Source organism: Phycicoccus avicenniae (assembly GCF_050496545.1).
Lineage (GTDB): Bacteria > Actinomycetota > Actinomycetes > Actinomycetales > Dermatophilaceae > Phycicoccus > Phycicoccus avicenniae_A.
The window spans coordinates 1-12,381 of sequence record NZ_JBNVZV010000028.1 but is presented as its reverse complement, the minus strand read 5'-3'; the positions used below and the strand labels follow the sequence as shown (position 1 = coordinate 12,381).

9 protein-coding genes are annotated in these 12,381 nt (G+C 74.1%); 1 reads left to right on the top strand and 8 read right to left on the bottom strand.

The genetic code is table 11. The features are described 5' to 3' along the window. Positions 1–22: 22 nt before the first annotated feature. The 4 genes from ACQZ2A_RS18290 to ACQZ2A_RS18275 form a co-directional block, all read right to left on the bottom strand. On the bottom strand, positions 23–496 hold the full coding sequence (locus tag ACQZ2A_RS18290; RefSeq protein ID WP_430213941.1) for a hypothetical protein: 474 nt from the start codon (positions 494–496) through the stop codon (positions 23–25). Then, on the bottom strand, positions 493–786 hold the full coding sequence (locus ACQZ2A_RS18285) for a hypothetical protein (protein WP_430213940.1): 294 nt from the start codon (positions 784–786) through the stop codon (positions 493–495). Before ACQZ2A_RS18285 ends, ACQZ2A_RS18290 begins: the two co-directional genes overlap by 4 nt. A gap of 54 nt (positions 787–840) precedes the next feature. After that, positions 841–2,286, bottom strand: coding sequence for a DUF222 domain-containing protein (locus tag ACQZ2A_RS18280; protein ID WP_430213939.1), 1,446 nt, complete (start codon positions 2,284–2,286; stop codon positions 841–843). A gap of 110 nt (positions 2,287–2,396) precedes the next feature. Further along, entirely contained in the window at positions 2,397–7,904 is a 5,508-nt protein-coding gene (locus ACQZ2A_RS18275; protein ID WP_430213938.1) for a carboxyl transferase domain-containing protein, read from the bottom strand. Positions 7,905–8,022: 118 nt separating this feature from the next. Between ACQZ2A_RS18275 and ACQZ2A_RS18270 the strand changes: the two genes are divergently transcribed. Next, positions 8,023–9,561: a carboxypeptidase regulatory-like domain-containing protein gene (locus ACQZ2A_RS18270; RefSeq protein WP_430213937.1), complete on the top strand. Its 1,539-nt coding sequence runs from the start codon at positions 8,023–8,025 to the stop codon at positions 9,559–9,561. A gap of 7 nt (positions 9,562–9,568) precedes the next feature. Here the strand turns inward: ACQZ2A_RS18270 and ACQZ2A_RS18265 are convergent, their stop codons facing one another. The 4 genes from ACQZ2A_RS18265 to ACQZ2A_RS18250 form a co-directional block, all read right to left on the bottom strand. Further along, positions 9,569–10,792: an AI-2E family transporter gene (locus ACQZ2A_RS18265; RefSeq protein ID WP_430213935.1), complete on the bottom strand. Its 1,224-nt coding sequence runs from the start codon at positions 10,790–10,792 to the stop codon at positions 9,569–9,571. Positions 10,793–10,842: 50 nt separating this feature from the next. Continuing rightward, on the bottom strand, positions 10,843–11,529 hold the full coding sequence (locus tag ACQZ2A_RS18260; protein WP_430213934.1) for a hypothetical protein: 687 nt from the start codon (positions 11,527–11,529) through the stop codon (positions 10,843–10,845). Position 11,530: 1 nt separating this feature from the next. Continuing rightward, complete coding sequence (locus ACQZ2A_RS18255) at positions 11,531–11,779, bottom strand: DUF4242 domain-containing protein (protein ID WP_430213932.1); 249 nt, start codon at positions 11,777–11,779, stop codon at positions 11,531–11,533. 73 nt (positions 11,780–11,852) lie between these two features. After that, positions 11,853–12,381 (bottom strand): helix-turn-helix transcriptional regulator (locus ACQZ2A_RS18250; protein ID WP_430213930.1); only part of this gene is annotated, 529 nt, incomplete at its 5' end.

Here is a 12,381-nt window from a genome sequence, read left to right as displayed (position 1 = left end):
ACATCCTGCCGGATCTTCCGGGTCAGCCGACCCCCTGCTCGAAGACCCGCCAGGCCCGCTCCCTCGGGGAGCGCACAAGGAGGTAGCCCCACGTCGTCTCGCCCTCGGGCATCGAGACGTCGCTGCGGAGGGGCCGCCAGTCGAGGTCGAAGGTCACGCCGACGTTCGCCACGAGCTCGTCGGCCGCGCGGCCGCTGTCCTCCGGGGGCTCGAGGACGTGGGGCGCCACCCCGAGGTCGTCGAGGGCCCCGACGTCACGGCACCACGAGGCGGTCTGGTCGCGAGCCTCCGGGGTCGACAGCGCCTCGGCCACCGTGCAGTCGTGGGCGTTGAGCGCCGCGACGAAGGCGGTGACGACCTGCTCCGGCACCGCGTCGGCCGCCGGCATCGCGACGTCGGCGCTCTGCCGCGGGGGGAGGACGAGGATCGCAGCGACGGCGGCCCCGACGAGCAGGACGAACGCGACCCCGACGGTGAGGACCCGACGGGACGTCATTGCCGGTCCAGCACCTTGGTCACGAGGTAGGTCAGGACACCCAGCGAGACGGACACCGCTGTGGTTGCCGCGCCCACGAGACCGGACCCGTCCCCGGAGGACATCATGGCGACCCCGATGACGACACCGGCGGCCGCCGCCAGCACGCCGATCCACCCGATGCCATACACCTTCGCGTCCACATCGCCGCCGACGTGGGCCCGGACACCCCCCTGAGACTCATCCATGCCGCGAGGATAGGTCTCCACCGTCGCGCAGTGCCCGACATCCGGCAGCAACGGTTCGGGCACCGTGGCGTGCGCTCGGTCCTGGTGGCCTGCGTCGTGTGGGCCGCACCGACCCGCTCAGACGGGTAGGCGGTGCTGGGGTTCGGTGGTGCGGGTCCGCCCGTTCGGGCCGTGCCAGGTGATGGTGCCGTCGGGTGACATGACGGGTCGCCAGCGGCCGAGCTGCTTGAAGCGGTGGTGGCGGCGGCAGAGGTCTTCGAGGCAGGTAGGCGTGGTGGTGCCGTCGGGCCAGGCTCGGACGTGGTCGAGGTCGCAGCGTTCCGCGGGCCGGGTGCAGCCCCACATCCGGCAGGTCCCGTCGCGGGTCCTGACGAACGCGGTGATGGCCTTGGTCGGCCTGTAGGCGCCGGTGGTGAGACTGGCCAGGGTGCCGGTCTCTGCCTCGAGCACCGCCCGGGCGACCTCCATCGGCAGGAGCTTGAGGAGGTTCGCCAGGGTGGCGGGGTCGACCCAGCCCACGTTCGGCAGGTGCGTCCCGGAGACGCAGAACCCGGGGCTGACCTCGGCCATCACGTCCGCGCGGTCGCTGAACGACTCGGGCGACATCGACACCCAGGACAGCTCCTCGCGCGTGGCCGGGTCGAGGTCGCCGTAGCGGGTCTCGACGCCGGTGGTGTGGTCCACGATCGTGTCGTCGTCGTCCCAATCCACCCGGAACCGCTCACCCTCCTCGGGCTCCGGTGCGGGGCGGTCGGTGACCACCGGCACCCCGAGCGTCACCTGCGCCGACACGGACACGTTGCGCAGCACCAGGTCGGTCAGGGCGTCCGCGCGGGACTCCGGCACCGACAGGGAGTCATCCACCTGGCGGTACTCCCCGGCCAGCTGCTCGACCGCCGACCACATCGCCGCCGAGGTCGCGGTCGGGAGCGAGGCGAACCACTCGCTCAGGCCGTCCGCGCCGGGGCACACCTCCACCCGCCGCCCCGACTTCGTCAGTGCCACGTGCGCCGCGACCTGGTCCGCCGCCACCCGCGTCGCGACCCGACGCGCCTCGGACATCACCCGCGCCGGGTCCAGGCCGGGCAGCCGTCGTGCGAGCTCGGCATCCACCTCCCGGCACGCGTCGATGTCCAGGCCGGCGCACGCGTCGATCACCTTCTGCGCGGTGATCGTGCCCACTGCGCCATCGACCAACAGCGCGCGGATGCGAGGAAACCGCTCACCGAGCACCGCCCCCAGCGTGACCTTCCGCCCCGCCACGCCCTCGGTCAGGCCGGCCTCCAGACAGAACATCACGCCCGACATGCCGTCCACGAACCCCACCGGGTGCACCCGCTCGGCCGGACCATCCCCCGAGAGCCGCGTCTCGAACCGCGCACCCCACGCCGCCGACACCGCCACCAACGCATCGGCCGCGTTCGCCAGCCCCTGCGCCTCCCCGGCCAGCGCGAACGCGTCCTCCGACGACAACCCGTGACCGGACTCGACCAGCTCACGACCCAGCTGCGCGCACTCCTCGCGCAGTGCCGCGATGCGGCTGCTGATCGTCCCCCTGTCCATGCCTCATCGTACCGAACAGACGTACGATCGACAAGGGTTTCCACAGGCGAATTCGGCTGCCCTGCAGACGGTTTGATCCGAAATACGGAGCAAACCGAGCGGGCAACCCGTCAGCCGAGACCGGCCTCCAAGGCGGCGACGATCCGCGGCCGCAGCTCCTCCGGTGCGATGACGGCGTCGACCGAGCCGACCTCCACCGCGCGGTGGATGTCGTGCACGCGGTCGAACTCCGAGGCGACCTTCCCGAGCATCTCCGAGCGCACCGCCTGGCGCACCGTGGCGAGCTCGGTGGCCAGCACTGGCCGCTCGGCCGCTGACGCCTCGCGCACCCGCGCCTCCAGGTCGGCCACCCGCGGGTCGGCCGCCGTGCGGGCGTCGACGTCGCGGGCGAAGACCACGGCCGCCGCGGGGGCTCCGCCGAGGACCGAGGCGTACGACCCCTCCATCGCCAGGACGGTCATCCGCTCGTTGAGCGCCTTGGAGAACACGACGAACGCGCCGCCGTGGTAGCGGCTGATGACGACGAAGACGATGGGCCCGTCGAAGTTGACGATGGCCCGGCCGATCTCGGCGCCGTACTCGAGCTGGAGGCTGCGCATCGACTCCGGCGACCCGTCGAAGCCGGACAGGTTGGCCAGCACGACGAGGGGGCGGTTGCCCGACGCCGCGTTGATGAACCGGGCCGCCTTCTTCGACGACCGCGGGAAGAGCGTCCCGGCCGTGTACGTGTCGGGACCGTCGGTTGGCGGGAAGCCCCGACGCGACACGGTGCGCGACTCGATCCCCAACAGCGCCACCGGGATACCGCCGATGCGCGCGTCGACCGTCACGGCCGTCTCGGCGTCGGCCATCCCGGCCCAGCGCTCGAGGGTGGCGTGGTCCTGGTCGGCGACGGCCCGCATCACCGTGCGGATGTCGAAGGCCTTCTTGCGGTCCGGGTTGGTCACCGACGAGAAGATGTCGCCGACCGTCGTGAAGTCGCTGCCCTCCATCACGTGCGGGTACACCGACACGTCGCGGTCGGCCGGGTCGCTCGTCGGGGCGCGGCGCGGGCCGCCCTCACCCGGCGCCACCCAGGTGGACTCGTAGTGCTGCAGCAGGATCCCGTACGCGTCGACGAGGTCCTTGGCCCAGTACTGCGCCTGCCCGTTCGGGCCCATGACGCGGTCGTAGCCGCCGATGCCGAAGTTGTCCTCGGCCGAGACGCCACCCGAGAAGTCGAGCGACTGCTTGCCGGTGAGGACCATCGCGGAGTCGGGCGTCATGACGAGGATGCCCTTGGTGTGCATGAGCATCGTCGCCTCGGCGTTCCAGTACGGCTGCGCCCCGACGTTGATGCCGGCCACGACGACGTTGATCTCGTGCCCGGCCTGCGTGAACTCGATGATCCGCTTGAGCGCCTTGGCGACCCAGTCCATGTTCTCGGTTCCGGAGTCCATCGAGATGCGCGCTCCGGCCGACAGCGCGAACCACTCGACGGGCAACCCCCGCTCCTCGGCGAGGTCGAGGGCGGCGATGACGCGTCGGCACTCCGGCTCGGCGACGGCGCCGAGCGCGCGCAGGGGGTCGCCGCAGAGCAGGACCCGCGTCACGCCCTCGGGGTGCAGCGGCGTCGGCGTCGTGACGACACCGCAGATCATCCCGGAGGTGTTCTGCCCGTAGGGGCGGTCGACCGGCACGAGGCGCCCGGACTCGTCGAGGTCGTGCTCGACGGCCTCACCGCCGCCGCCGGCGACCATCGACACGAGCTCGTACGGGTACACGAGACCGCGGCGACGGGCGCGGACGACCTTCTCCGCGTAGGAGTCCAGCGGCGCGAGGCGCTCGGTGGGCGGCGGCTCGACCGTGAAGGTGACGCCGGACCCCGGCTGGTAGGTGAAGCGCGCGCAGATCGGCACGGTGTGGTCGCCGTCGGCGGCGATCTCGCCCTCGATGCGCACCTCCTCGATCCCGGCGCCGGCCGTCATCGGGGCGACCTTGCCCTGCAGGGCGGTCAGCTGGTCGAGGTCCCCCTCGACCGGCGGCCAGATGTGCAGCCACACGTGGTTCATGTCGAGGCGCGCCCCGCCGCCGAGCGTCTGGCGCGCGCGCCGCACGGCCTCGAGGCAGTTGGCCAGCGCCCGCTCCACGTGCGGGAGCGCGGTGACCCGGCCGGCGTCGTCACGGACGACGACGAGCTGGCGGACCTGGGCCAGGGCCACGAGCCGCTGGTCCTGCGGGTTGTCGCGAGCCACCGCGTGGAGGAGCAGGACGTCCTCGGGGGCCTCGAGGCGGGTCAGCGCGAAGTCGCGCAGCCGCCAGAGGTTGAGCCGGCGGCCGACCATCGGGTGCACCCCGCGCACGGGGGTGTCCTCGACGACCCCGCCGCCCTCGTCCGGGCGGTAGGTGAAGTACCCGACCTCCCGGGCGTCGTCGGGGACGACCCCGACGGCGACCCGGCGGCAGCCCTGCACGAACGGCATCGCGGCCACCCGCTCGGCCAGCTCGGCCGAGGCGGCCTCGGGGTCGGTGGGCAGGTCGGGCCAGTGCACGTAGAGGTCGACGACGACGTCCTGGCCCTCGGCCCGCCCGCCGGCGAGGCGCTCGAGCAGCGTGGCCAGCGACGACCCCGCCGCGAGCTCGTCGACGGTGCCGATCGTGCTCACGAGGTGGGTGGCACGGCCGTCGAGCACGTAGTCGGCGACGGCGACCGCGCGGCCGTCCTCGGTCCGCTCCTCGAGCCCGCTCAGCTCGTAGCCCCGGTAGTGGCGCTTGACGAGGACCTCGAGCATCGGCTCGCGCTCGGCGACGCCACCGCGCAGCCGCTCGCCGAGGAAGCGGACGATCCGCTCGGGGATGGCCGCCAGCGCGTCGACGCGGGCGGTCCGCTCCGGGCCCGGCGCCATGGCGTCGAGCTGGTCGAGCTCGGTTCCGACGGAACCGAGCACGGAGCGACGGTCGGCGTCGACGAGCGGCTGGTCGAACCAGCGGAACCGGACGCTGCGCGCGAGGTCGCCGATGATCGGGAAGCGCAGCTGGGTGGCGACGACGAGCCGGTCGAGGAGGTCGTGCGCGGCCGCCCCCGCCTCCCCCGACGGCGCGGGCTCGGCGAGCCAGCGCTGGAGGATGGAGGTGGCCATCGCCACCTCCGGGGTCGAGCGCTGCTGGGACAGGAAGACCCGGAAGACCGCGCCCTCGAGGTCGGGGGTGCGGTCGAGGGACTCGACCCCGTAGTGCCGCAGCACCCGCTCGAGCCGCCCGACGAAGTCGGCCGGCATCGCGCCGCGCTCGGGGTCGAGGGTCTGGAGGAAGGTGCGGAAGTGCTCGCGCGGGCTGTGGACGCGGTTCTCGACGTGCGTCTCCTGCCCCACGGGGCGGTTGCGCGCGAGCTCGGCGAGGTCGGCGAAGACCTCGAGGAGGGGCATCTCCTCGTCGACCACCGACGTCCCCGACCCGGCGAGCTCGTCGCGGGCCGAGAGGTAGGCCTCGAGCGAGCGGCTCTCGTGGGCGGGGTCGAGGTCGTAGCCGAGGAGCATCGCGGACAGGTCGGCCCGTCCGCGGGCGACCCGCTCGGCCACGTCGGCGTCGTCGGGACCGTCGGGCAGGTCGAGGTCGGCGCCGTCGGCGGTCTCGGCCGCCACCTCGGCGGCGTCGCCGGTGGGCTCGAGCCGCACGAGGGCGGCGCCGGTCTCGACCTGGCTGCCCGTGGCGACGAGCAGCTCCTTGACCCGGGCCGCGAACGGCGCGGGCAGCACGGTCTCCATCTTCATCGACTCGAGGACGAGGACGGGAGCCCCGGCCGCAACCTCCTCGCCGGCAGCGACAGGGGTGGCCACGACGAGTGCCGGTGCGGGAGAACGCAGCACGCCACCCTCGTCACGGCTGACGCGGTGGGTGACGCCGTCGACCTCGACGAGCTGGACCGGGCCGTGGGCCGCGGTGACGAGCCGGTGGGTGCGCCCCCCGACCCCGATGCGGCTCGCGTACGCCCCGACGCGCTCGAGGTCGGCGTCCACGGTGTGCGCCGCGCCGGCGGGGTCGGCGACGGTGACCCGGAAGCGTGAGGGCCCCGTGCGGAACACGGTGACCTTGTAGGCGGTGCCGCGCAGCTTGAGGTCGACGGCCCGGCCGACGTCGTGCTGCACCTGGGGCCGGCCACCCCGGGCGGTCTCGAGGAGACGGGCCCGCTCGAGCGCCTCGGCGTCGAGGTAGGCCTCGATGCCCGCCGCGACGAGGGCGACCCCCGAGTGCTCGCTGGCGACGAGCCGCCCCTGTGAGCGCACCCGGTCGATCCACCCGGTGTCGGCGCTCCCGCTGACCACCTCGGGCTGGTCGAGGAGGTCGAGGATGAACGACTTGTTGGTCGAACCGCCCTCGATGACGACGGTCGTCTCGCGCATCGCCCTCCGGAGCCGGGCCAGCGCCTCGTCGCGGTCGCGGCCGTACGCGATGATCTTGGCGATCATCGAGTCGAAGTCGGCGGGGATCGAGTCACCCTCCGCCACACCGGTGTCGACGCGGATGCCCGGGCCGGCCGGCAGCGCGAGGTGGGCGATGCGGCCGGGTGACGGCGCGAAGTCGCGGTCGGGGTCCTCGGCGTTGAGCCGGGCCTCGACGGCGTGCCCGAGCTCGTCGGGGCGCTCGCCCTCGAGCCGGCCACCACCGGCGACGTGGATCTGGAGCCGCACGAGGTCGGTGCGGGTGACGACCTCGGTGATCGGGTGCTCCACCTGCAGACGGGTGTTCACCTCGAGGAAGGCGAAGAACCGGTCGCCCGGGTGGTAGAGGAACTCGACCGTGCCGGCGCCCGCGTAGTCGACCGCGATGGCGAGCCGCTCGGCCGCGGCCTTGAGCTCGGCGGCCTGCTCGGCGTCGAGCACCGGCGAGGCCGACTCCTCGATGACCTTCTGGTTGCGGCGCTGCACCGAGCAGTCGCGCACGCCGATGGCCCACGCGGTGCCCTGGCCGTCGGCGATGACCTGCACCTCGACGTGCCGGGCACCGGTGACGAGCTTCTCGAGGAAGACGACACCGGAGCCGAACGCCCGCTCGGCCTCCTCGCGGGTGCGCTGGTAGGCGTCCTCGAGGTCGGCGTCGGAGGCGACCATCCGGATGCCGCGCCCACCGCCACCGGCCGTGGCCTTGAGCATCAGCGGGTAGCCGATGCGCGCCGCCGCGTCCTTGGCCTCCTCGAGGGTGTCGACGCCGCCGCGGCTCCACGGCGCGACCGGGACGCCGACCTCCTCGGCGATGAGCTTGGACCCGATCTTGTCGCCGAGCTTGCGCATCGCCTCGGGGCTCGGGCCGATGAAGGTCACGCCGATCTCGCGGCACAGCTCGGCGAAGGCGGGGTCCTCGGCGACGAATCCCCAGCCGACCCAGACGGCGTCGGCCCGGGTCTCGAGCAGGGCGGTCCGCAGCTTCGGCAGGTCGAGGTACGGGCGGGCCGACGCGGGACCGAGGTCGTACGCGACGTCGGACTCGCGGACGAACATCGCCGAGCGCTCGGCCTCGGTGTGCAGCGCGACGACCTCGGTGCGCGGCTCCCCCGGCCCGCGCTGCGCGTTGAGGTCACGGACGGCGTGGACCAGCCGCATCGCGGCCTCTCCCCGGTTGACGACGGCGATCCGCGAGAACATGCGCCGAGCCTGCCATCGAACTCCGGTGACTCGCGAGTAATGGCCCGGGGTGCGGCGAGGCGCGAGAAATCCGGTCCCGCGCGCCCCGCCACCGTCACGGCGTCCCTAGCGTTCCCCCATGGGACACAGGGGTGGGCACCGGGCGGCGCGTCGCGGGGTCCGGCTGCTCGGGCTCGTCGCGGTGGCGGCGGCGGTCCTCGGCACCGGGGCGGTACCGGCGTCGGCCGCCCCGAGCGAGGGCTATGCGGACTGGACCCTGTCCGGCGACGGCGGCGCGTACACGGCGAGCGCCGCCGGCCTCGCCACCGGCTTCCCCGCGGTGTCGCTCACCTCGACGTCCCGTGCCACGGCGCAGGTGTTCGGCGGGGCCACCACGTGGCTGCCCGCGTCGTCGTCCTTCGGGGCGCGGTTCGGCTCCGGCCAGGACCGGGAGTACGTCTCCCTGCGTCCGGCCGCCGACAACGCCGGGTCGCCATCGGTGACGACGCTGACCTTCGACGCGCCCACGCCGGTCGGCGGCTGGGGGCTGGCCCTCGGTGACGTCGACGCCGAGACGCTCACCGTCACCGGCACCGACGTCGACGGGAACCCCGTCACCGGCGTGCGGCTCGGGCTCGTCGAGACCTTCAGCGCGTGCGACGCGAGCCCCCGGGCCTCCGCGTGCTCCGGCCTCACCGCCCCGTACGCCGTCCCGACCGCGACGACGGGCGGCACGTCGGTGACGCTCGCCGACCCGCTCTGCCCGACCGACACCACCCGCTGCGACACCACCGGTGCCGTGGGATGGCTCGCCCCGACGGTGCCGCTGCGCTCCCTCACCGTCACCTCCACGTGGAAGCAGGGCCTCCCCACCTACCAGCTCTGGCTGGCCACCGCCGAGCAGGCGGTCTCGGGCTCGCTCACCGCGCCGTGCGCCGCCGACCTCGAGGACGTGCGGGTCGAGGCGCTGCGGCCGGACGACTCCGTGGCCGCGTCCGACACCACCGGCGCCGAGGGCACCTGGTCGCTGACCGGCCTGCTCGGTACCGCCGACTGGCGCCTGCGCGTCGTGCCGCCGCAGACCGCCGCGGTCGACGGCGCGGCAACGCGGACCCTCGACCTGTCCGACGGCGACGTCACCGGCCTGACCACCGCCCTGCGCTCGCTGCGCACCCTGTCGGGCACCGTGGTCGACCGCACGGGCTTCCCGATGGCCGGGGCCGTGGTCCGGGTGCTCGAGAACGGCACCGAGGTCGGCCGCGACACCAGCACCGGCGACGGCACGTGGTCCGTCGGCGGGCTGCCGGTCGGAGACCTCGACGTGGCCGTCGACCCGCCCGACGGCTGGACCGCACCGGCACCGGCCGACGTCACGCTCGGGTGCGACGGGACGACCCTCTCCCCGATCGTCCTCACCGAGGACCCCGGACCCACCACCAGCCCCACACCCACCCCGACGTCTCCGGCACCGACCACCTCGGGCGAGCCGGCCCCGCCGACCCGCACGCCGGGCGGACCGGGATCCACCACCGGCCCGGTGTCCGGCGGCACCCCGTCCGGCGGGCTGGCGGCCACGGGCGCCGAGCCGGCCGCACCCCTCGTCCTCGGCGCGCTCCTGCTCGGGGTCGGCGCCGGGCTGGTGGCGCTCTCCCGCCGCCGCCCCCGCCGCGCGCACTGACGGCCGGTCAGCCCCTGCGGGACTCCTCGCCGGCGTCCTCGCGCGCCGCGGCCCGGGCCTCGGCGAGCGCCGGCAGCTCGGGCTCGTCCTCCTCGGGGTCGACCCGCGGGGCGACGAGGGCGGCGACCCGCTCCTCGGTCTCCGGCGTGATCTCGTAGCGCCGCTGGTAGATCTCGAGCATCGCCATCGCGGTGGCCGCGAGCGGCACCCCCATCAGCGCCCCGGACAGCCCGAACAGCTGGGCCCCGAGGAGCGCCGCGCCGAACGACACGGCCGGATGGACGTCGACGGCCTTGGCCGAGATGCGCGGCTCGATGGTGAGGTTCTCCACCTGCTGGTAGGCGATGCCCCAGGCGAGCACCCACACACCGAGCCACGGGTCGGGCGAGGTCAGGCCGACGACGACCGGCAGGGCGATCGACACGTACGTGCCGATGTTGGGGATGAACTGCGCGACCAGGCCGGTCCAGAGCGCGAGCGGCAGCCAGTACGGCAGGTCGAGGAGGAAGAACGCGACCATGCTGAACGAGGCGTTGAGCGCGGCGAGCACGACCCGCGCGGCGATGTAGTTGCCGACCTTGACCTTGGCCAGGTCCCACGCGGTGAGGAAGGGCACCTGGACGCGAGGGTTCATCCGGCCGGCCAGCCAGAGCCGCAGGCGCGGCATCCCGGCCGAGATGTAGAAGACGAGGAAGGCGACGACGAAGATGCCGAAGAACGCGCCGAGCAGGGCCGTGAGGAACCCGACGACGCCGAAGGCCACGTTCTGGGCGTAGCCGCTGAGGTCCGAGGCGGAGATGCCGGCCTGGTCGAGGAGGTCGTCGTAGGTGTACTGCGAGCCCGTGGCCCTGTTGACCTGCTCCAGCACGTCGGCCGCGATGCCCGGGACCGCGGTGACGAGGGCCGTCAGCTGGTCGACGAGCAGGCTGCCGAACAGCCAGAGGAAGGCGGCGAGGCCGACGAGCGTCGTGAGCATCACCGTGGCGGTCGCGGCGGCGCGCGGCATCCAGCGGGTGAGGCGGGAGACGGCCGGCTCCATCGCGAGCGCGACGAACCAGCTCATGATGACGTAGAAGACCATCGAGCTGCCGCGCCACAGGACGAAGCCGAGCACCGCGACGCCGAGCAGCACCCCCACCACGGCGACCGTGCGGCGACGGTCGGTCCGGTGCGCGGGGTCCAGGATGTCGGGGTCGCTCCCCGGGGCGGCGGCGGGCGTCGTCTCGCTCATGGGGCCCGATGCTAGGGGGCGGCCGCCCGGGCGGGACCCGCGACGCGGCCTCAGGAGCGGCCATCGCCCGTCGGCCGGGCCTGCCCGAAGATCGGGACGCCCGGCGGGCAGAGGCGCACGGCGGGGTTCCAGTCGTCGAGGTCGCCGCGGGCGTTGTCCTTCCACAGCCACGCGTGCAGCACGTAGAGCGGCAGGCTGGGGTGGCGGTGGAAGGCCACGCCGAAGAGCTGCGGGGGCGAGGTCCGGTGCCACGCGTCGACCGGCACGATGTACTCGTGGGCGACGAGCCCGGTTACGCGGCCGCCGCGGCCCAGCTCGTACACGAGCGCCTCGGGCCGCCTGACGTCGACCCGGTCGTCGAGGAGGGCGTCGTTGACGTAGTGCACACCCATCCCGCCGCGCTCCGGGTCCTGGAAGCAGCCCAGCGTCGTCAGGCTGCTCCGCCAGCCGGCGGCCTCCGCGGCCCTCACGTCCTGGAAGGCCGCGGTGGCCAGCTGCGCGCGGGCCCGATCGGTGCGGCTCACAGACGCGCCGTGCCCCCCGTGCTCGTCCCGCGCCGTGGCTGTCGCGGAGCGGTTCGCGAGGTAGTGGTCCAGCTCGAGCCGGTCGTCGGCGTGCGAGCGCTCGTGGGCGGCCGGCCCGGCACCCGGGTCGGTCGCGCAGCCGCCGGCGCCGAGGAGGGCGCCGCCGAGGATGACGGCCAGGCCGCGACGGGCGGGCGCGTGGGTCGGTGGCATGTCAGCCCTCCTCCACCCGGTAGATCTCGTCCGCGACCAGGCCGTGGGCCTCGCGGTGCACGGTGTGGGCGGCCTCGGCGTCGGGCGCCTCGACGAGGCAGAAGATCTGCCCCCGGCCCTCGTCGACCCAGTAGCGCAGGTAGCTCACGTCGTGGGCCCCCTGGATGGCCAGGTCGGCGGCGTGGGCCGTCGCGACGTCGGCGAGGGTGACTCCGTCGCCGAGGCTGTGGACGTCCATGAAGAGCGGCATGGTGGTGGTCCTTCCCTGAGGGTGTGGTCCCTCAGGTGTAGGCGCCGGGCACTGCACTCCTCATCGGTGGCGGCTACCCATCCTGCGGCTCACCGCTACCCACGCCCACCAGCTCGCGGCGGGACGTCGCGCCCACCTTCGCGAGGATCGAGGCGACGTGGTGCTCGGCGGTGCGCCGGGAGATCTGCAGCCGCTCGGCGACCCCGGCGTCCGTGAGCCCCTCGCAGACGAGGGCGAGCACCTCGACCTCACGCGCCGTCAGCCCGTGCACGTGCGGGGCCCCGCGCGGCGGCCGGGGCGCGGGCCATCCCCCCGCGCGAAGCATCGAGCGCGCCCGCGCAGCCGCTCCGCCGGCACCGAGCCGGTCGAACCCGCGGACGGCGTCCGTCAGCGCCTCCCGCTCCCCGCTGCGGGCCAAGGCGAGCGCCTGCTCGAAGGGGCAGCCGAGGCGGTCCCAGAGCGCCGCAGCCTCCTCCCATCGACCGGAACGCTCGGCGGCGTAGGGCGGTGCCAGCGAGCCCGTGTCCACCTCGACCTCGGGCGAGAGCCAGGTGGCGACCGACCCGCGGTTCCAGGGGCAGTCGGCACGCAGCGCCGCCGGC

Excerpts from the sequence above, each read along its gene's own strand:
- ACQZ2A_RS18255 (WP_430213932.1), bottom strand. The coding sequence starts at position 11,779 with ATGCCGCTCTTCATGGACGTCCACAGCCTCGGCGACGGAGTCACCCTC.
- ACQZ2A_RS18280 (WP_430213939.1), bottom strand. The coding sequence starts at position 2,286 with ATGGACAGGGGGACGATCAGCAGCCGCATCGCGGCACTGCGCGAGGAG.
- ACQZ2A_RS18270 (WP_430213937.1), top strand. The coding sequence starts at position 8,023 with ATGGGACACAGGGGTGGGCACCGGGCGGCGCGTCGCGGGGTCCGGCTG.
- ACQZ2A_RS18265 (WP_430213935.1), bottom strand. The coding sequence starts at position 10,792 with ATGAGCGAGACGACGCCCGCCGCCGCCCCGGGGAGCGACCCCGACATC.
- ACQZ2A_RS18260 (WP_430213934.1), bottom strand. The coding sequence starts at position 11,529 with ATGCCACCGACCCACGCGCCCGCCCGTCGCGGCCTGGCCGTCATCCTC.
- ACQZ2A_RS18275 (WP_430213938.1), bottom strand. The coding sequence starts at position 7,904 with ATGTTCTCGCGGATCGCCGTCGTCAACCGGGGAGAGGCCGCGATGCGG.
- ACQZ2A_RS18290 (WP_430213941.1), bottom strand. The coding sequence starts at position 496 with ATGACGTCCCGTCGGGTCCTCACCGTCGGGGTCGCGTTCGTCCTGCTC.